Source organism: Candidatus Tisiphia endosymbiont of Parasteatoda lunata (assembly GCF_964030955.1).
Classification (GTDB): domain Bacteria; phylum Pseudomonadota; class Alphaproteobacteria; order Rickettsiales; family Rickettsiaceae; genus Tisiphia.
This window is the reverse complement of the sequence record NZ_OZ035003.1, coordinates 1,450,628-1,471,061: the sequence shown is the minus strand read 5'-3', so window position 1 is coordinate 1,471,061 and position 20,434 is coordinate 1,450,628. Positions and strand designations below refer to the sequence as shown.

17 protein-coding genes, 1 tRNA gene and 5 pseudogenes are annotated in these 20,434 nt (G+C 31.3%); 11 read left to right on the top strand and 12 right to left on the bottom strand.

Annotation, left to right across the window (positions count from 1 at the left end; genetic code table 11):
* Window positions 1-126: 126 nt before the first annotated feature.
* The 5 genes and pseudogenes from AAHN00_RS09135 to AAHN00_RS09115 all read right to left on the bottom strand — a co-directional run bounded on the left by AAHN00_RS09135 (window position 127) and on the right by AAHN00_RS09115 (window position 6,318).
* On the bottom strand, window positions 127-1,107 hold the full coding sequence (locus AAHN00_RS09135) for a transposase (RefSeq protein WP_342271025.1): 981 nt from the start codon (window positions 1,105-1,107) through the stop codon (window positions 127-129).
* Window positions 1,108-1,847: 740 nt separating this feature from the next.
* Window positions 1,848-3,278, bottom strand: a complete 1,431-nt coding sequence (locus tag AAHN00_RS09130) for a deoxyribodipyrimidine photo-lyase (RefSeq protein WP_342271080.1) — start codon at window positions 3,276-3,278, stop codon at window positions 1,848-1,850.
* Window positions 3,279-3,724: 446 nt separating this feature from the next.
* A complete protein-coding gene (locus AAHN00_RS09125; protein WP_342271079.1) occupies window positions 3,725-4,774 on the bottom strand; it encodes an IS110 family transposase in 1,050 nt (349 codons plus the stop codon).
* Window positions 4,775-4,865: 91 nt separating this feature from the next.
* A complete protein-coding gene (locus tag AAHN00_RS09120; RefSeq protein ID WP_342271078.1) occupies window positions 4,866-5,033 on the bottom strand; it encodes a hypothetical protein in 168 nt (55 codons plus the stop codon).
* A 119-nt stretch (window positions 5,034-5,152) separates the two neighbouring features.
* Window positions 5,153-6,318: pseudogene (locus AAHN00_RS09115) on the bottom strand (tyrosine-type recombinase/integrase).
* Window positions 6,319-6,798: 480 nt separating this feature from the next.
* Between AAHN00_RS09115 and AAHN00_RS09110 the strand changes: the two are divergent.
* Window positions 6,799-7,206, top strand: a pseudogene (locus tag AAHN00_RS09110) (hypothetical protein); the annotation flags it as partial.
* Window positions 7,207-7,345: 139 nt separating this feature from the next.
* On the opposite strand, the gene AAHN00_RS09105 reads toward AAHN00_RS09110, so the two are convergent.
* The 4 genes from AAHN00_RS09105 to AAHN00_RS09090 all read right to left on the bottom strand — a co-directional run bounded on the left by AAHN00_RS09105 (window position 7,346) and on the right by AAHN00_RS09090 (window position 10,410).
* Complete coding sequence (locus AAHN00_RS09105; protein WP_342270912.1) at window positions 7,346-8,530, bottom strand: IS3 family transposase; 1,185 nt, start codon at window positions 8,528-8,530, stop codon at window positions 7,346-7,348.
* Between the two features lie 121 nt (window positions 8,531-8,651).
* The gene (locus AAHN00_RS09100; RefSeq protein WP_342272570.1) at window positions 8,652-9,500 is read right to left on the bottom strand and encodes an IS3 family transposase; all 849 of its coding nucleotides are present in this window, start codon (window positions 9,498-9,500) and stop codon (window positions 8,652-8,654) included.
* 11 nt (window positions 9,501-9,511) lie between these two features.
* Window positions 9,512-9,802: a transposase gene (locus tag AAHN00_RS09095; protein ID WP_342270937.1), complete on the bottom strand. Its 291-nt coding sequence runs from the start codon at window positions 9,800-9,802 to the stop codon at window positions 9,512-9,514.
* 50 nt (window positions 9,803-9,852) lie between these two features.
* Window positions 9,853-10,410, bottom strand: a complete 558-nt coding sequence (locus AAHN00_RS09090) for a transposase (protein WP_342271077.1) — start codon at window positions 10,408-10,410, stop codon at window positions 9,853-9,855.
* 445 nt (window positions 10,411-10,855) lie between these two features.
* Here AAHN00_RS09090 and AAHN00_RS09085 point away from each other — a divergent pair.
* The 3 genes and pseudogenes from AAHN00_RS09085 (at window position 10,856) to AAHN00_RS09075 (ending at window position 11,850) form a co-directional block, all read left to right on the top strand.
* Window positions 10,856-10,930: transfer RNA gene (locus AAHN00_RS09085), tRNA-Thr, on the top strand.
* A 136-nt stretch (window positions 10,931-11,066) separates the two neighbouring features.
* Window positions 11,067-11,588 (top strand): annotated as a pseudogene (locus AAHN00_RS09080) (hypothetical protein); the annotation flags it as partial.
* A gap of 106 nt (window positions 11,589-11,694) precedes the next feature.
* Window positions 11,695-11,850, top strand: a complete 156-nt coding sequence (locus AAHN00_RS09075; protein WP_342271076.1) for a hypothetical protein — start codon at window positions 11,695-11,697, stop codon at window positions 11,848-11,850.
* A 140-nt stretch (window positions 11,851-11,990) separates the two neighbouring features.
* Here AAHN00_RS09075 and AAHN00_RS09070 read toward each other — a convergent pair whose 3' ends face one another.
* Window positions 11,991-12,788 carry a Dam family site-specific DNA-(adenine-N6)-methyltransferase gene (locus tag AAHN00_RS09070; RefSeq protein ID WP_342271075.1) on the bottom strand — a complete coding sequence of 266 codons (798 nt, stop codon included), beginning with the start codon at window positions 12,786-12,788 and terminating at the stop codon, window positions 11,991-11,993.
* A 226-nt stretch (window positions 12,789-13,014) separates the two neighbouring features.
* On the opposite strand from AAHN00_RS09070, the gene AAHN00_RS09065 reads away from it, so the two are divergent.
* The 3 genes and pseudogenes from AAHN00_RS09065 to AAHN00_RS09055 form a co-directional block, all read left to right on the top strand.
* On the top strand, window positions 13,015-14,064 hold the full coding sequence (locus tag AAHN00_RS09065) for a sensor histidine kinase (protein WP_342271074.1): 1,050 nt from the start codon (window positions 13,015-13,017) through the stop codon (window positions 14,062-14,064).
* A gap of 618 nt (window positions 14,065-14,682) precedes the next feature.
* Window positions 14,683-15,000, top strand: coding sequence for a hypothetical protein (locus tag AAHN00_RS09060; protein WP_342271073.1), 318 nt, complete (start codon window positions 14,683-14,685; stop codon window positions 14,998-15,000).
* Window positions 15,001-15,225: 225 nt separating this feature from the next.
* Window positions 15,226-15,588 (top strand): annotated as a pseudogene (locus AAHN00_RS09055) (IS110 family transposase); the annotation flags it as partial.
* On the opposite strand, the gene AAHN00_RS09050 reads toward AAHN00_RS09055, so the two are convergent.
* Window positions 15,492-15,731 carry a hypothetical protein gene (locus AAHN00_RS09050; protein WP_342272732.1) on the bottom strand — a complete coding sequence of 80 codons (240 nt, stop codon included), beginning with the start codon at window positions 15,729-15,731 and terminating at the stop codon, window positions 15,492-15,494. The pseudogene AAHN00_RS09055 and the gene AAHN00_RS09050 overlap by 97 nt on opposite strands.
* 109 nt (window positions 15,732-15,840) lie before the next feature.
* On the opposite strand from AAHN00_RS09050, the pseudogene AAHN00_RS09045 reads away from it, so the two are divergent.
* Together AAHN00_RS09045 and AAHN00_RS09040 are read left to right on the top strand one after the other, a co-directional pair.
* Window positions 15,841-16,455 (top strand): annotated as a pseudogene (locus tag AAHN00_RS09045) (IS110 family transposase); the annotation flags it as partial.
* 393 nt (window positions 16,456-16,848) lie between these two features.
* The gene (locus AAHN00_RS09040; protein ID WP_342271071.1) at window positions 16,849-17,214 is read left to right on the top strand and encodes a helix-turn-helix domain-containing protein; all 366 of its coding nucleotides are present in this window, start codon (window positions 16,849-16,851) and stop codon (window positions 17,212-17,214) included.
* Window positions 17,215-17,265: 51 nt separating this feature from the next.
* Here the strand turns inward: AAHN00_RS09040 and AAHN00_RS09035 are convergent, their stop codons facing one another.
* Window positions 17,266-17,814 carry a biotin transporter BioY gene (locus tag AAHN00_RS09035; protein WP_342272631.1) on the bottom strand — a complete coding sequence of 183 codons (549 nt, stop codon included), beginning with the start codon at window positions 17,812-17,814 and terminating at the stop codon, window positions 17,266-17,268.
* Between the two features lie 207 nt (window positions 17,815-18,021).
* Between AAHN00_RS09035 and AAHN00_RS09030 the strand changes: the two genes are divergently transcribed.
* The gene (locus tag AAHN00_RS09030; RefSeq protein WP_342272630.1) at window positions 18,022-18,753 is read left to right on the top strand and encodes a BPL-N domain-containing protein; all 732 of its coding nucleotides are present in this window, start codon (window positions 18,022-18,024) and stop codon (window positions 18,751-18,753) included.
* 910 nt (window positions 18,754-19,663) lie between these two features.
* Entirely contained in the window at window positions 19,664-20,371 is a 708-nt protein-coding gene (locus tag AAHN00_RS09025; protein WP_342270905.1) for an IS6 family transposase, read from the top strand.
* The last annotated feature ends 63 nt before the right edge of the window (window positions 20,372-20,434 follow it).

Here is a 20,434-nt window from a genome sequence, read left to right as displayed (position 1 = left end):
ATACTTTATAAACTATAAATTGCTAAATATAGGTTAAATTATTTTGTCCAAAGTCCAAACTCTGTTTGTTGAGCTATTAATTATTGATTAATCTAGTTAGATTTGTTAATGTCAGGAGTTTCGCAGTTAGCAAAATTGCGAATCAGCTAAAAGGCATCTAATGTTGTTCTGAATTGATGTTTTTATAACTTCCCAAGTTTGTTGATATAAAGTAATTTTTTCATTTATCCTCCTTTTGTTCATATCGAGCCAAGCAAATACAGCAAGGCAAATATGATTTCTCTGAGCTCGACCCGTGCGTGCCTGACAGCGTTCAATACCACAAGTTTGTTTTAATTCTCGATGATAAACTTCTATAGACCACCGTGCCTTAACAATTTTCTCTATTTGTTCACGTGTTGGATTTTCTAAGTTAGTTGTTATGTAATCAATGCGACCATTTTTTGCCACAAACTTAAATACCGTAACCCAACCGTATCCACGTAGGTGAATTTTTAGTCCCTCATCAGGAATCTCTAAACTTTCTAAGCTAACATTATGATTAACTTTTCTATTTTTTCTTAGGTTACTAACCCATGTCCAACCTAAATTACGTATATGTTTCAAATTCTCCAAACCGCTATACCACGCATCCATTACTACTGCATCAGGATTGATCCCTCTTTCCTTAGCTAAAGTAAGCATATCACAAAAATGCTCATTCTTTGTTTTTCCATCAGTTTCTTTATCATATATTCTATAATCTACAGGGGTAGATTGATCAGTTTTAGCATTGTAATGCAGTAAGTTGACCATCCCTATACCAGGTATAACATCATGTACAGCTCCAGAATATTGATAATGTACAAGCTCAATTTTCTTACTGTATTGCTTTGACAATAACGTGTCATCTCCCACTAATAAACAAGAAGCTTCCCTATCAATATATTTTGACACTTCTCTGTAGATCCCGCTAGGGCGGAAATCCTTACTATTTAACCATCGACTTGCACTATCATGAGATAGGTTTATTGGACTTACTTCAGATAATGCTTTACCACTATATCTTACGCTACTTGCTTGTAAAAATGATTTATATAAGTCTTTGCTACATTTTGATCTTGCCATGCTTAACTAAAACTCTTTCTTGCTAGATTAACATATTTTTTGCTAAGTGCGAAACTCCTGAATGTTAATAATATCTAATAATGATTAGTAATATTATGTTTACAAGTGATATAGAATTAAAAATGGAGTGTTTGAAACTGGCAATTCAATCGAATTGTAGTTGTGATGCAGTAGATGTGGCAACACACTATTATAATTTCCTCATAGGGCAAAATGGTAATATAACATTTACACTACCTTTCACTAATAAAATTAATTTTAATTAAGATTATATTATTATTGATTATTATTGATTAGTAATCTTTTTTGTTAATATTTTATCCTTTTTGTAATATAGGTTGCTTTAAAAATTTAAATAGTACATTTACTATATCTAGTTTATTAATTCTTTTTTTCAGTGATAGTTATAATTTCATTAATGGCTTTTCCTATCCTATTGGACTTTGGACAAAAATCCCTGTTTTTTCACAAAATAGAAAGTTTGATAAAAAACTAGTATTCTGAGTTATCTTTCTAAGATTATTATTAATCTATAGTTAATATTTTTGCAATTTTAGATAAATTATAAGTTGCTAAATATAGGCTAAATTATTTTGTCCAAAGTCCAAATCCTAGTAGCATACGCTTCTCATTCTGTAATAGGGTAAGTTCACAGCATTATGTTAATTTCTTTGTCATGTACTGTTTTTAGCTCATATTTTGATCTTAAATCTTAGTGTTGAAAGAAGCTTAATATACTATTAAACTTTTATTGCTTTGAATACTTCAATAGCTTTTGCTCTTGATAACCCATAATCAACTATTGCTTTTGGGTAGTTATCATACATTGTATGGAAATTTATATTGTGGATGGTGTGCGGTGGGGCATTCTTTAAGGTAGGTAGATATTTCTTGATATATTCAGCGTCCGGGTCAAAACTTTTTCCTTGAGTATAAGGGTTAAATATACGGAAATAAGGCTGTGCATCAGTACCGCATGAGCTTACCCACTGCCATCCACCGACATTTGAAGATAATTCGTAATCCATCAGATATTGAGCAAAAAACTCTTCACCTTTTCGCCAATCTAAAAGCAAATTCTTGCTAAAGAAACTAGCAACAATCATTCTTGCCCTATTATGCATCCAGCCGTCGCAAAGCAATTGCTTAACTGCAGCATCTATTATAGGGTAACCGGTTTCGGCATTAATAAATTTATCCAAATATTCTTTGTTATTATTCCAAGCTATTTTATTCCTATATTTTTCAAGGAACTCTTCATTAACTGTACCTGGAAAATAATATAAAATAGTTGCATAAAACTCTCGCCAAATTAATTCATTAATCCATGTTATACTGCCAGGATTTGAAATAGCATTAAAGGCTTGACGGTAACATTCTCTTATAGATATAAGCCCAAATCTCAGATAAGGCGAGATAGTACTTGTGCCGTTAAGATATAAAAAATCTCGATTAGTTTTATAATTATTTATTCTATTTGTAATAAATTTATTTAATATATTTTGAGCATTGTTAGGCTGCCAAAGCTCATCTTCTTTATAAACATAACCGATCTGTTTTAAAACTTCGCTTTCACCTTTATTTAGATCGATAATTGTTAGTTCTATATCTTGCAGCGTATATAATTTATCCCCTAAGTTATAACTATACTGCGTTAATAATTTATTATGTGCTAAGCTTCCATTATCTGCTATAAACTTGCGAAAAACATGCATATAAGGAGTATATACTTTATAAGGCTTACTTTCTTTAGTTAAAACTTTATCAGGTCTTATTAATAAGTGATCACAATATAAATGGAGCGTGCAGTTATCACTTAATAACTTCTCTATTTTCTTATCACGTTTTATATTGCTTGGTTCATAATCTTCGTCAGCGTAGATATCTTCAATTTTTAAACTACTTGCGATTTTTGGTATAATTTCTACAGGATCACCGTAAAATACTAAAAGCTTTCCTTTTAGCTTTTTTAATTCATCATTAATTAGACAAAGAGCATTTACTAAAAAGGAAAGCCTTCTATCATGAGGATTTTTAAACCTGTCTAAGATTGTAGTATCAAAAATAAAAATGGGTAGGATTTTTCCGGAATTACGAATTGCGGCTGCGAATGATTTATTATCATGCAGCCGTAAATTACGCCGCAACCAAACTATCGAAACTTTATCCATAAATGCAAGTTAATTTAATTCTTGTTTAATTAATTCTTTTAGCTTTTCTTTAGCAGCATTTTTAGCACGAATACTTTAACACCTATAATTAGTGAAATAACTATATTACGGATATTTCAAGATTTTTTAGCTATGTATGGACCTACCCAACAATGCAAGAAAAAAATAATATATAACAGCAAAAAAATCGAATGCAGTCATGTATCCGGCTTATAGACAATAAATCAAGCAATTTATCCTATAGCCCTGATGGAATTCGCTGGCTTACAAACTTATACTTATTATTTTATCGACTTATAAATAGCCCTTAGCTAAATCAGTTTTTTTGTAAGCTAAGGTTCGTCTTATTTACCATCAATATTATCATTCTTCGCATATTCCGGATTGGGATTTGTTAAACTTCTATTACCTATAATGTCATTTCATCAATTATTTGGAGTAGTTTTTTAACTACAAACTTTACTCTCGGTATAATCATCACCTGAACTAAGTAATGCAAATACCACCCTTGCTAGCTTATTAGCTACCGCGACAACTGTTTTATTATGACCGTTTCTCTCAGATAAATTAAACATCCACTCAGTAAACTTGCTATAATCTTTTTTAGATTTTTGTTCTTCCGTGGTAAATCTTATCTTGCTATTCAGAATGGATCTTGCCCCTTGAATTAACAAAGTACGTAAATAGATATCACCTCTTTTACTAATACCAAGCAACTTATTTTTGCCACCACTAGAGTGTTGCCTTGGCACTAATCCCAACCATGCTGATAATTGCCTACCATTTTCAAAACAACTAGCATTACCTATTGAGGCTATTAAGGCTGTGGCAGTTATTAAACCTATACCTGGTATCATCATTAGTTGTTGGTGATTACTATACTGGCTAGCTATGATTTTTAATCGTTGTTCTAGCTCTTTTATTTTTTTATCATTTTCTACAAATTCTTCTTTTAACTCACTAAATGTTTGGTAGCTTAGCTGACTTAAATCCCCTTCGTCTAAAATCTCAGTTAATTTTGTTATAATCTTATTGATTCCTTGCGGAATAGTAAAACCAAATTCATATAATAGCCCTCTAATCTCATTAGCAAGTGCAGTACGATTTTTTACCAATCTCTGTCTTACCCTATGAATAAATAAAATATCTTGTTGCTCTACAGTTTTAATGGGTACAAACCTCATACTAGGTCTTGCTACTGCCTCACATATTCCTTCTGCATCAGCTTGATCATTTTTATTGGTTTTGACATAAGGCTTAACAAACTGTGGTGCCATTAGTTTTACATTATGACCTAATTTTATTAATTCTCTTGCCCAATAGCTAGCTCCACCGCAAGCTTCCATGCCTACTAGACATTTTGGTACGTTAGCCATAAAAGTTAAAACCTGTTCTCTCATTAATTTCTTCTTTAATATTGTCTTGCCATTTTTATCTACACCGTGAATTTGAAAAATTCTTTTTGCAATATCTATACCAATTGTGGTAACTTCCATATGGACCTCCTTATTGTTGTTTAGGATTCATTTCCTATCCTAGAAGATTAGCATACGCTTCTCATTCTGTATATAGGGTAGGTCCATACCATTATTTTACTTTATTGTCCCACTTTGGGAGAAAAACCCCGCACTTGCAGTGCGTCGTTTCAACATAAATTTTAAATATCTTATCAAGAAAAGATAGGATATTTTTTAACAAAATCTTACACTTCACAGATATATTTTTTTGTGTTGTGACACTTTCTAAATGAGCCATACACAAATAGTTTCTAACTTTTAAGTTAGTACATACATGAGGCATTCATGCCGTAATATTAAGCTCTGCACTTGCAGTGCAGAGTGGTTAACTCTCAAACATAAAATCCGAAACTCCCATCATTGTTGTACTTTCGGGATCATCGCATCAATCGCCCTTTGCATGTATTTGCGAGCAGTATCATTGGCAAGTCTAGCTAAACTGCAGTTGATCTTGGATCCATATGATTAAGTAGTTGCCCAATTACATACTGATTTGCTCCGGTCATTGCCATCCAACTTGGAACTGTTCTTCTTAAATCATGAATCCTTAAATTTTCTATACCAGCTTTTTGACAAATCCTACTCCACGCTTTCTTTGGTTCTTGTAAATGACCACTACTGCTGGTCTCACTTGGAAATACCCAACTGCTAGTAGATTGCTCTTTTCGTGCTTTTAATATTTCTAATGCTTGATCTAATAAAGGTAAAGAATGAGGATTGCCATTTTTAGTTTCTGGAAGATATAATTGTTTGTCAGTAAAACTTACTTGTTCCCATTTCATAGTAAGCAAATTATCTTTACGAACTGATGTATATAAAGCTATTAAGAAAAAATCTTTCATTACTTCATTTTTCTCTTTTGCTATTGCTGCAAAAAACTGTGGTATTTCTTCTCTAGTTAAATAACGGTCTCTAGATTGTTCCTGATGCTTTGTTATCCCAATAGCTGGATTTACCTTAATCAATTCCCATTCTATTGCTTTATTAAATACAGGTCTTAATATTTCAAGAAACCTGTTAGCTCCATATTTACCAGTTTTCGTCAATTTATTAAATAATTCTTGAATATCTGCTTTTTGAATGGTTGATATTTTTCTATTATATAAATGTTTTGCATATCTATCTACAGAAGCAGCATAATCTTTCCATCTTTTATTATTAATTTTACTGTATTCATCAAGGTATCTAGCATAAAACTCTTTAAAGTTAGGCTCTTTAGATAATCTAGCTTTTTCTTCTATAGGATTATATCCTTGGGCAATTTTCCCTTTTAACTCAGATGCTTTGAGTCTTGCATCAATAATAGATAGATAAGGAAATACTCCTATTTTGATTCTATGATACTTTTTACTAAGTACCACTCCTAAATAAAATATTTTACTACCACCGTATGAGATGATTAGCAATAATCCTTTTTCTTTGGTATCTTTATATATATCTCGCTTTGCTTCTGGAGCTTTTATTGCTTGAAGTATCTCTTTAGTAAACAGTAATGATCTAACTGGCATAATATTACCTATTATAGCTTAACTGAAATATATATTTAAAACTGTAGTATGTTTTAATTGTAATAGCAAATTCTATATCAAATATAATTACAATGAACTTATTATTACTTTTACAATACAAACAACTAATAATTGTAATTATTGATTCATAAATTCAAATGGTCTAAGTAAATGGCAAGGTAAAAATTGATCATAAAATTTGACTCACTATATGCTCATTATATCCATATCCTATTTTAAAATTTCTAATATTTTTTTAAGATTGACAAATTATTGTAACTCTACTACAGTTAAAATATAATTTTGGCACCCAAGAAAAGTACTATGAACATTAGGGTTATGGGCTATAAATTAGTGTATAAGAAAAAAGCAAAAAAGCAGGGCAAAATGAACCGTTACATTGACATCGTAAAGGTCAGAGGTTCGAATCCTCTATCGCCCACCACCATATCTCCAAGCTTTTCATAATATACCAATTTTACCTACATACTCCGTATGCTCACTATATGCTCATCGCATTTTACTAATGATTGTGCAACGCATAATTTTGATGATCAAAATTCAATCATTTTCTATAATTTTGTTGGTAATTTTATCCCACCTGAATGGAATAATCTCTCATCTCATAACGGAAAAATATTAAGTAAAACTGCAAGGCAGCTTCTATCTCTAATAGTTTTTCGCTTACAAATCTATCATAATAATAGCATTGATGAACTTAAGGAAACCTATCATTTCTTTCAAGAAAACTTAAGTGTTTATCAAGAACGTGTAAGACAATGCCTACTTGAGTTGCAAAAAAGTGGCTTTATTAAAGTTTATAACGCAACAGTAATCAAATATGGCATTAAGTGTCGTAATACTCCTTGTATTAAACTTGCTAAAAATTTCCAGCCTGCTTCTAGTTAACCACTCTGCACTGCAAGTGCAGAGCTTAATATTACGGCATGAATGCCTCATGTATGTACTAACTTAAAAGGAAACTGGACTGATTTTTCAAGACAAATTTTTCACTAATTTTGTTTCCCATTTTACATAATTTTTAAGCTGCATTTTGTAAGTAATCAAGATACACGTTCATCGGTTTTTTATAACCAATACTTGAATGGAATCTTTGATTGTTATATTTATCCATGTATTTATCAATACCATCTTTAAGTTCTGCGATATTTTTAAAATCATTTATAAATATACAATTATATTTTAAAGTTCTAAAAAATCTTTCAATCACAATATTATCAATGCTTCTACCCTTACCGTTCATTGAGATTTGTATATTATTCTCTTTTAGAATTCCCGTATGCTCATGTCCAGTATATTGACTACCCTGATCACTATTGAATATTTGTGGTGCAGGGTATTTATTCAGTGCATCTTTTAATACATCGGTTACAAGTGATGCATCCATAGAATTAGATACTTTATAACTTAGTATTGCCTTACTATGCCAATCTATAATCGCCACAAGATACATAAATCCTCCGTTAGTTCTAATATAAGTAATGTCACCACTCCACACTTGATTAACATAAGGTACATGAATAGTTCTATTCGTTCCTGATTTGTGCCAGTACGGCTCAAGCAAATAGCTATAAATTTTATGTTGACCATCCTTCACAGAAGTAGATTGCTTTTTATGAGGATGAATAGCTTCTATACCCATTATTCCCATATATTTAAGCACCCTATCTCTGCCCACATTAAAGCCGTCTTCCAATAATTGTTTGTATATATAACGATAACCATACTCAGGGTTATCCGTATATATTTCATCTATTCTATTTAAAATATCAAGATTATATAAGCTCATTACTTTAGCTTTATAATATACTCCAGATCTGCTTATCTTTAATAGTTCACATTGCCTTGTCTTTGCTAACGTACTCAGCTTGGGGTCGACAAGACTTTTCTTATTTGATAAGTCCAAGCTGTTTAGCTTTCCCACCGCCCAGTCCCTCTCGACTGTAGCCTTACCTAATGCTTTTGCAAGTTCATCGTTTTGATTCTTAAGTTCACTAATCTGCCCTTTGTACTCACTAACAGCTTTTGCTGGCTCAAATGCCAATGACGCATTATCTAAAAATTGTCGTTTCCAGTTTTGCATAGTTTTAGCCGTTACTTCATATTTGACCGATAACTGACCTATTGTTGATTCTTCTTTTAACATCTCTAATACTATTTTAGTTTTTGCTTCTGCACTAAAATTTTTAATTTGTTTTTTACCCATTTGTTTCTCTTTAATTTTATTTATTATTCTATACTTATTGAGAAACAAAAATACCTGCTTCTTTGTCTAATTTTTTCAGTCCATTATAACTGATCTGTCAACAGTTTTCCGGACAGTTTGTTTAGGCACATTTTTGCATTTTCTCGTATTGTACAGGTGATAGATAGTCATTAGTTGAATGCATCCTTATACGATTATAAAATACTTCTATATATTCAAATATGGCATATTTTGCTTCCTCCCTAGTTTTAAATTTATATTGATAAATTAGTTCTGTTTTTATAGTGTGAAAAAAGCTTTCAGCAACAGCATTATCCCAACAATTTCCTTTACCGCTCATACTCTGTATAATACCATGTTGTTTTGTAAGTTTTGAATGGCTATCAGAACAATATTGACTACCTCTATCAGTATGCCAAATAAGTCCTTTAGGTGGTTTACGTTGCCATATTGCCATTAGCAGAGCATTATTAACTAAATCAGCTTTCATGTTACTATTCATTGACCACCCTATAATTTTCCTAGAAAATAGATCAATAACGGTTGCTAAGTACAGCCAACCTTCTTCAGTTGGAACATATGTGATGTCCCCAACCCAATAACAATTAGCAGCATAGACCTTGAACTTTCTATCCAATAAATTAGGAGCAACTTGCTTATTATGACTAGAATCAGTAGTTGCTTTAAATTTATGTTTGCTTTTACATACTAAACCAGCTTCATTCATTAGCCTTGCAATCCGCTTCCGACTAACAATTATACCGTGTCTAGATAGTTCCTTTTTAATGGGTCTAGATCCATAATTCCTTCTACCTTCTTGAAAAATTGTTTTAATCTTACAGGTTAAAGCATTATCTTCTTTGTCCCTATTGCATTCAGGGGTAGTTAACCATTCATAATAGCCACTACGTGATACTTTCATAAATTTGCACATAATCGCAGTTGAAAAATCACCTTTATGCTTCTTTATCCATGCGTACTTTATTGGGACTCTTTCGCAAAGTACGCGGCAGCCTTTTTTAATAGATCACGCTCCTGCGTTACCCTAGCTAAATCTTTCTTTAATCTTTTTAATTCATCATAGAGATGTTCATCTGTTCGCATTATTGATTCTTTAGGTTTGGAATATTTATCTACCCAAGTATATAGAGTATTTCTAGTAATACCTAACTCTTTAGCTGTTTGTGACACAGGTCGCTTGGACTCAATTGCTAATTTAACTGCTGACTCTTTAAATTCAGCCGGATAAACCTTTGGTTTGCTATTAGTCATTTTTGTACTTCCTTTCTGTTAATATTGTCTCCTATTAACTGTCCGGAAAACTATAACCACATCATACAGTCCAAGTATAATATTGGATACACCCTATCTAAACAACGATTTTGCCACCTAGTTACTTCTTCTATCACCCCATCTGTTATGGTGGATATCAAGTCACCAGATACATCAGTTTGATATATTTCTTCTAAATGCCCTCGGATCTCGCTGACTGTCATACCGCGACCATAAAGGGATATCACTTTCTCATCAAATCCATTAAATCTCCTCAGCCCTTTTGGTATTAATTGAGGATTATACTCTCCTTCCCGATCTCTTGGTACTTCTACTGTCAGCTTACGACCATCCCCATCAATTACTGTCTTCTCATAGCTACCATTACGACGATTATTATCTACTTTTGGCATCTTGCTATGTTTTGAATATCCTAATTCATGATCCAACTCACTTGCTAATATTTTCTCAACTATTTGCTTCTTTAGCTGTTGAAATAAACCATCTCGACCAAATAACTCCGATGGATCTGCTTTTGATAATAATTCTTCTACTAGCTGATTACTGATGTCTAATGTATCTTTATCTGTATCTAATTTTTTAGCCATAATTCCTCCTTGCTTGCTTAAGTTACTTTTTTTACAGTAATCTCTTACTGCTTTCTTTGCAACTTACACAAACTATAGGACAGACTCAAAAAAGACAAATAATTGGAGCTAATGATAATCTTTCTACTTTTGAGAATTTTGCTATGTTAATGGCATCATAATGTCCAAAACCTTAGTTTTAACAATCTTGATGTAGTATGATTTATAGATGCGACAAAACCGTTAGATTTGACCTAATAATTATTAAACCTTACAGTATACCAATTATTATTGAAAACGCATGGTAATAGGGTTTTTTCTACTAGATGAAAAAGAATCTAATTATACACTATACACTCAAATGCTAACTGACTAAGTAATTATTTTAAAATTATTGCTTGACCAATAAAGCAATATATGTCAAAAAGATCATACTCATATAGTCTGAGACTTCTCTTAAAACTAAGCCGCTATAGCTCAGAGGTAGAGCACATCATTGGTAATGATGAGGTCGAAGGTTCAATTCCTTCTAGCGGCACCATATATCTCAAAGCTTTTTCATTATATTGCAATAATCTGCTTTTTTATGAAAAATTTTTATGCTGTATATATGCTGTAAAAATAGCAGTATAATTGTCCTGAAAGTCCTTCTATAATGATGTTTAGAAGGAATCTATATGCTGCATATATGCTGTAACTTATCTAAATCTGCTACTAAAAGCAGTAGTAATCCCGTAATATTTTACAACTTCGTTGGTAATTTTGTCCCACCTGAATGGCGTGATCTTTCTTCCAACACTGGTAAAGTTTTAAGTAAAACTGCCAGGCAGCTTCTATCATTGATCGTATTTCGCTTGCAAATCTATCATAATAATAGCTTAGATGAACTCCAGGAAACTTATAACTTCTTTGAACAATCTCTAGGGGTTTGCCAAGAAAGGGTTAGACAATGTTTGTTAGAGTTGCAGAAAGCTGGCTTTATTGTTCTTCGTAAAGCAACCATAGTCAAATATGGCATTAAGTGTCGTAATACTCCTTGTATTAAACTGGCAAGAAATTTCCAACCTCATTCTCAATCACTTTCTACTGAAAATGAAAAAATTTTACACTCAACCCAAAAAACTTTTGGGGCTAACCCCAAAAAATTTTTGCCTCAACCCCAAAAAAGTTTGGACCACTCTATATATATAGATAATAGTTAACCACTCTGCACTGCAAGTGCAGAGCTTAATATTACGGCATGAATGCCTCATGTATGTACTAACTTAAAAGTTAGAAACTATTTGTGTATGGCTCATTTAGAAAGTGTCACAACACAAAAAGAATATATCTGTGAAGTGTAAGATTTTGTTAAAAAATATCTTATCTTATCTTTTCTTGATAAGATATTTAAAATTTATGTTGAAACGACGCACTGCAAGTGCGGGGTTTTTCTCCCAAAGTGGGACAATAAAAAAGTAATTCTCAAGTCTACTTCAGCTTTTTATGATTATTACATTAGAAATCGTCACATGCAAGACCTAAAAACTGCTTTTCAAGCTCAAAACTGTAGTTTTGAATTAATTGGCTGGAATGATAATTACAAGATTACTACTTAAAAATTAGTAATTTGTAACAATTACTTCATCAGAAGTTTTTCTTGTTTGGGGCATAGAATAGGTAACCTTGATAATATTAATATTAAAATCTTTGTACAAACTTCTAATAAAAGAAGTATCACTGTTAGAAATCATAAACTTAACAGCTTTATTATCTAGTTCCTTAGCAAAATCTCTTAGTCTCATTTGTTCTTGTTCATCAAATGGCAATCTAGTATAAAATTTCTCACCAGATTTGTGATAAGGTGGATCGAAATAGACAAAATCATTTTTCTGCGGTTCAATAAAAGAAAAATCTATAGTGCAAATGGATGTACTAGATAATAAACTACTACATTGTTGCAATCTACTAGCAATATCAGATTTATGGTAGTTTCTACCAGAGAAACTTTGAACTGGATCACCATTGATATTGATACGATATATTCCTTTAAAGGAATATCTATTAAGATAGATAAATCTTGCAGTAATTTCATTAGGATTGTTACTATTATTATCACTTCTGACTTGATAATAATATTCTTTGCAATGATTTGCTTGATGTAAATCAAGTAACTTACTTATTTCTTCTGGATTCTTTTTAACCGCATTATAAGACATTACTAAGTCAAGATTAATATCAGATAGATAGCATTTATTAAACATATATTTTACTTGAAAGAACAAAGCACCACCTCCAAGGAAGGGTTCATAATAATTATTTACTCCTGAAGGAATATATTTAATTAATTGATCAACAATTTTTCTTTTACCACCAACCCATTGGATGAATGGTGGTGTTTTTTCTATAGTTACTGACATGAAGTTATTTACTAAATATTCTACTATAGATTATAGTAAAAAATAAGGTTAAATGCTAGAAAAATTGCTAATTTTAAGGCTTTTTTCTATATTTAATATAAAAATACTATATTCATTAAATCCTAGCTGTCTCATTTATGCAGCTGTTTATTATATTGTGCAAAAATCTGTCAAAAAGCTTGAAAAATCCTCTGTACTTCTAGGAATCGTGGTGATATCTGTGTGAATGATGCTACGTGGTGTAGTGTCAAACACAGAGGTTAAATTAAAAAGACAAAATTTTAATCCTTTAACCTCTGTGACACCTATTTTCACAACCGAAAACGGTAAGAGGTATGATATGACAATTAATAATGAAAATCAACAACAAGATAACAATAAAATAGAAAATTCTATAGAAAAAAACTGGATTTTACAGCTAGCTCCCACAACTGTCACATTAATACCATCAGATCAAGCTGGTCAAATGATAGTTCCACAAGGAAATTATGCTGATATTATTAGATATAGAGAAATACAACTAGAATTGCAAGAAACACAAAATAAACTAAAAATAGATGAATTAATAAGATTAGATTTAATTCGTAATATTGGTCATAGTATAGAAATACCTTGCAGTGGAATTTTTGCTTTAATAACCGTTCTGTATGAAGTAGAGCAAGATACAGAGAGAAAGCATTACCTAAAAACTATAGTAAATTGTGCTGAAAGATTACTTGATTATTCTCATCATGTTCTTGAGTTTTTAAGAAAAAATGCTGCATTAACTGCTATAACTCTAGAAAAATTTAACATAAAGGAATTAGTCAATAAAACAATTACTAAAGCTAAACCAGCATCTATAAGTAAAGGGTTAAATCTTTCTTGTAATTTTCAATATGATATAGCAGAGCATATCATTGGTGATCATTCTAGATTGCAAGCAGTCTTAGATCAATTAGTGGGTAATGCTATTAAATTTACTAAAGAAGGTAATGTTATTGTAACAGTTGGGTTATTTCCACTTTTAACTGAAACAAAAAATACAAGGAATAAGATATTACAATTTATTGTGCATGATACAGGTATTGGTATTGCTGAAGGAACACAGCAAGATATGCATAAAGAATTAGATGATGCAAATACAACTGCTAAATATAACAAAGGATTAGGTTTAGGACTAACATTTGTTAAACAACTTATCGATGAGATGGATGGTGAGATTACAATAACCAGTAAAGAGGGCAAGAGTACAACTATCACCTGTCAAGTGCCGGTGAAATTGTTAGCTAATTAATTAGCAGCAAATCCCGGAGTGTGTTGGAAGTTGTATAAAAGCTTGAGTGTAGAAAAATTTTTCGTAAAGTTGGATCATGCAATTGACGCACAGGATCAGGGATATGTACAAAACACTACGGGATTTGCTGATTAATTAGAATATTATTTGTCCTTAATTAATAATTTATGTATAATTGTTTAATCTAATAATATAATCAAAATTTAAGCAAAACTTATGCTATGTTATCTCAAATATGACTCAAAATCTTGCTAAAAGCCATTTTTTCATAGTAGAGAATTTTAATAATATCCCAGTACTAAGCTATTTGTTTGCTGTTTGAATGGTATAATTCTAATAGGTTTTGTTGTAATTATTTTGTCAATCAGCAAATAACAACCATTTTAAATGTGTAGGTACAGCAAATTTTTTAATTAATGAAAGTAGATTTTATAAATGAGTACTATAGGAATCAAAATTCGGTTACGTCCTATAAGGTTTGCTTTTTTAGTAAAGGCAAATGACAAAAAATGCATCCTTGAAATATTTCATATCAATACTTGTTTGTGGGGTGGAATGTATAACCCTATCATTCCCTGTTTTAATCAGGTGTCAAAGTATTACTAAGAAATTGATTAAGTGAAATGCAAGGATTCAAACCAAATCATTAATGATTATCTTAACTTTTTTGAACCAGATTTTATTGTAGAAGCAGAAAAAGGTCTTGCAGATGGACATGATTTTGATAAGAAACGGGTCTTTCAGCTAGATGATATGCTCCAATACGATTTGAATGATAAAGAATTTAAATTTAAGTATAATTCCCCTGATAAAAAATCAAAAATTATTTATGTAGAATCTGTAGAAGAATCTTTTAAAAAGATTATAGCAAGTTTACCGAGTGAATGTTTAATTTATCTTAACGAAATGGGCATAATAAAACAACTGTTGCAGTAGCTAATAAACTAGCAGGGGTGGGGTGTTTGCAGCAATGGCATTCGGTTAAGCTGTTACCCCTCTTAAATTAAGAACTAACCTTATTAATTTTTAGGTTATAGAGATTGTTTCAATTCTAGGATGTGCTAAAATAATGGTATGGACCTACCCTATATACAGAATGAGAAGCGTATGCTAATCTTCTAGGATAGGAAATGAATCCTAAACAACAATAAGGAGGTCCATATGGAAGTTACCACAATTGGTATAGATATTGCAAAAAGAATTTTTCAAATTCACGGTGTAGATAAAAATGGCAAGACAATATTAAAGAAGAAATTAATGAGAGAACAGGTTTTAACTTTTATGGCTAACGTACCAAAATGTCTAGTAGGCATGGAAGCTTGCGGTGGAGCTAGCTATTGGGCAAGAGAATTAATAAAATTAGGTCATAATGTAAAACTAATGGCACCACAGTTTGTTAAGCCTTATGTCAAAACCAATAAAAATGATCAAGCTGATGCAGAAGGAATATGTGAGGCAGTAGCAAGACCTAGTATGAGGTTTGTACCCATTAAAACTGTAGAGCAACAAGATATTTTATTTATTGTCCCACTTTGGGAGAAAAACCCCGCACTTGCAGTGCGTCGTTTCAACATAAATTTTAAATATCTTATCAAGAAAAGATAAGATAAGATATTTTTTAACAAAATCTTACACTTCACAGATATATTCTTTTTGTGTTGTGACACTTTCTAAATGAGCCATACACAAATAGTTTCTAACTTTTAAGTTAGTACATACATGAGGCATTCATGCCGTAATATTAAGCTCTGCACTTGCAGTGCAGAGTGGTTAACTCATAGGGTAAGACAGAGATTGGTAAAAAATCGTACTGCACTTGCTAATGAGATTAGAGGGCTATTATATGAATTTGGTTTTACTATTCCGCAAGGAATCAATAAGATTATAACAAAATTAACTGAGATTTTAGACGAAGGGGATTTAAGTCAGCTAAGCTACCAAACATTTAGTGAGTTAAAAGAAGAATTTGTAGAAAATGATAAAAAAATAAAAGAGCTAGAACAACGATTAAAAATCATAGCTAGCCAGTATAGTAATCACCAACAACTAATGATGATACCAGGTATAGGTTTAATAACTGCCACAGCCTTAATAGCCTCAATAGGTAATGCTAGTTGTTTTGAAAATGGTAGGCAATTATCAGCATGGTTGGGATTAGTGCCAAGGCAACACTCTAGTGGTGGCAAAAATAAGTTGCTTGGTATTAGTAAAAGAGGTGATATCTATTTACGTACTTTGTTAATTCAAGGGGCAAGATCCATTCTGAATAGCAAGATAAGATTTACCACGGAAGAACAAAAATCTAAAAAAGATTATAGCAAGTTTACTGAGTGGATGTTTAATTTATCTGAGAGAAACGGTCATAATAAAACAGTTGTCGCGGTAGCCTAATAAGCTAGCAAGGGTGGTATTTGCATTACTTAGTTCAGGTGATGATTATACCGAGAGTAAAGTTTGTAGTTAAAAAACTACTCCAAATAATTGATGAAATGACATTATAGGTAATAGAAGTTTAACAAATTCCAATCCGGAATATGCGAAGAATGATAATATTGATGGTAAATAAGACGAACCTTAGCTTACAAAAAAACTGATTTAGCTAAGGGCTATTTATAAGTCGATAAAATAATAAGTATAAGTTTGTAAGCCAGCGAATTCCATCAGGGCTATAGGATAAATTGCTTGATTTATTGTCTATAAGCCGGATACATGACTGCATTCGATTTTTTTGCTGTTATATATTATTTTTTTCTTGCATTGTTGGGTAGGTCCATACATAGCTAAATGGATAGATTAGAAAAAACACGTTTAAGTTGGATAAAACTATATAAAGAGGTGAAGGATACTGGGCTTGTATGTTGTAGATGTGGTATTTCTCGACCTACTTTACGAAAATGGTTACAACGTTATGAAAAAAGCGGTGTTGATGGATTAAAAGAGCTGAGCCGTAAGCCTCATAACTGTCAAAGCAAGATAACAGCTCAACAAGAAAAGCTTATTTTATCACTAAGAAATGAACGTAAATTAGGAGTTAGGTGGGTTCAAAGTGAAATAAAAATATTGCATGATATTTCCTTATCTTTAGCTACAATCCATAAAATTTTTAGCAAACAATATACCATATTTGCAAAAGAAAAGGCATTATCGTAAACAAGCTAAAAAATACAATTTGCATTACATATAATCAATTTTTGAGATTTATCAAGTATATTTGATTTTTGGTTTTACTACGTTCATTAGCCCAACTAATAATAACGACTTAATCATACCCGGTATAATAAAAGGTAATACACCGCCGTAAAATGCACCGCTTGCTCCTAAGAATTTTGATAACCACATCCACCCTAAGCTCATAATAATTATATTACCGATCAAACATAAGGATATTTGATTTAACCATTTATTAGAAGTAAATATTTTGTCTTTTAAGCTTACCATAGCATATACAGCAATTACAAAACCGACTAAATAACCACCGGTAGTACCCTGTAATATTCTTAAGCCACTAGAAAATTGTCCGAATATCGGTACCCCTACTATTCCAAGAGTTATATAAGATAATACTGCCAAAAATGCAGTATTTTTGTTATAAGTAAGTCCGATAAACAGAACTGCTACGGTTTGCAGCGAAATAAATACAGGCTTCATAGGTATTATTATTTGTGAACAAATCGCAAGTAATGCTACTCCTAAAACTATTTCTATTGCTTGCCCTTTAACTAAAGACGGTGAAATCAAATTAAGTTGCATAAAAATTACCTCATAATTTAATTTATGTAACAAAACTTAAGCTATGTTTTACAACAAGTGGCTTTGTATTGAGATATTATTAAAATTCCTTACTATGAGAAAATGGCTTTCAGCCAAGTTTTTAGTCATACTTGAGATATAACATAGCGTAAGTTTTGGTAATTAACTAAATAGAATTATATAATATCCTTGTCAATAATATAAATGATGAAAATAAAAATTTATAACGATTTAGGGGTTTCAAAAGAAAGTATCAAACATTGCGAATATACCCTAAAACTTTATACCCCCCAATATAAAGTAGAATATATTTCGGCCAAGGAAATTCTAGAAGAAAATTGGTTTAAAGATACTTATTTACTGGTTTTACCTGGTGGAAGAGACTTGTATTACGTACAAAAATTACAAGGCAAAGGAAACGCTAATATAAAGAATTATATTAAAAACGGTGGTAATTTTCTTGGGATATGTGCCGGTAGTTATTATAGCGGTAATTATTTGGAATTTGCTAAAGGAACAAATATTGAAGTTATAGGCAAGCGAGAGTTAGAGATTTTTAAAGGCACGGTTAAAGGACCACTACTTGCTCTCTATTATTATAATTTAAATAAAGGAGCAAGAGCTGCTTACCTAAGAATAAACCCTATTATTGGGCTTAATATAAAAGATTGTTATGTTTTTTATAATGGCGGAGGGTATTTTGTTGATGCAGAAAATACCAAAGATACCGAAATAATAGCCAGCTATGAAGATAATAAAGCTGCAATAATAAAGTGTATGTACGGCAATGGAACAGCTATTTTAAGCGGAGTTCATCTTGAATATGATCCTATGCTTATAAAAAATAAATCTCTTAATAATATTTGTAAAACTTTAACAGCTCATAATATCGTAAGAATTAAACTATTAAATTATTTATTTAGGTGTTCTCTGACGTAGACAATGGAATTCGGTTAAGCTGTTACCCCTCTTAAATTAAGAACTAACCTTATTAATTTTAGGTTATAGAGAAGCGAGTCCCTACATATTGGATCATATTTTTTAATAAGGCAAGCAATAATAGCACCCATTTTTAGGAACTAAGCACAATAACTCATGACCTCCAAACTGGATTTTCTTAACCGAATGCCATTGGTGTTTGCAGTACTCAGTTCAGGCAATGATTATATCGAGAGTAAAGTTTGTACAGCGTATTTCACTAAGCTCTTTACATTGGACTTTGGACAAAATAATTTAGCCTATATTTAGCAACTTATAATTTATCTATTATATAAAATAATTACCTAAAATTGTAAAAATATTAACTATAGATTAATAATAATCTTAAAAAATTAACTTATAATACTAGTTTTGTATAAAACTTTCTATTTTGTGAAAAAACAGGGATTTTTGTCCAAAGTTCAATTTACAGTGAGGGTAATCTTTAATATTTCATATAATAAGGCATTCCAAAAATTCAGTGTCAATATCTTAATGGATTAAGCTATAGCTAAAGAATTGGTACAAATAGTTGACGAGATGATATTATAGGTAAGTAGAAATTGTATAGATTCTAATCCATTGGACTTTGGACAAAAATCCCTGTTTTTTCACAAAATAGAAAGTTTGATAAAAAACTAGTATTCTGAGTTATCTTTCTAAGATTATTATTAATCTATAGTTAACATTCTTACAATTTTAGGTAAATTATTTTACATAAAAGATAAATTATAAGTTGCTAAATATAGGCTAAATTATTTTGTCCAAAGTCCAATAATCCAGAATATGCAAAAGAATGATAATATGGTTCTGTCGCATATGTTGGACAATAGAAAAAAGATTGATATAATGATCTAAAAAAGATGTTAAGATGTTTCGTATTACTGCAAGATTATTATCATATTTCAAAGGATTTTGTTCTTCACCAGAAATAATAATGTTATTTGTCTATATGAAATGCCGATTTTCTTTAAGTTATCGAGATTTGGAAGAAATGATGAGTATAAGGGGAGCAAAAATTGATCACTCTACATTACAAAGATGGGTTATAAAATTTGTACCATTGATAGATCAGGTGGTTAGAAAAAGAAAGAAGCCAGTTGGTAGTAGTTGGAGAATGGATGAGACTTATATTAAATTAAACGGTAAATGGGTTTATTTATATAGAGCACTAGATAGTCTTGGTAATACTGTAGACTTTCTGCTACGTAAGCATAGAGACAAGCCTGCAGCACTTGCATTTTTTCGTAAAGCCTTTAGAGAGAATAATTTTCCTGAGAAAGTAGTAATTGATAAAAGCGGTAGTAATACTGCTGCTCTTAATGATTTGAATACAGAAGTTCCTAAAGATTATAAAATTAAGGTTATTCAGACCAAATACCTGAATAATCTTGTAGAACAAGATCATAGGTTTATCAAAAAACGTACAAAGCCAATGCTTGGTTTTAAGAGTTTTCATTCTGCAGAAATGACTATTACCGGTATAGAAAATATTCGTATGATGCAAAAAAGACAAATAATTGGAGCTAATGATAATCTTTCTACTTTTGAGAATTTTGCTATGTTAATGGCATCATAATGTCCAAAACCTTAGTTTTAACAATCTTGATGTAGTATGATTTATAGATGCGACAAAACCTGC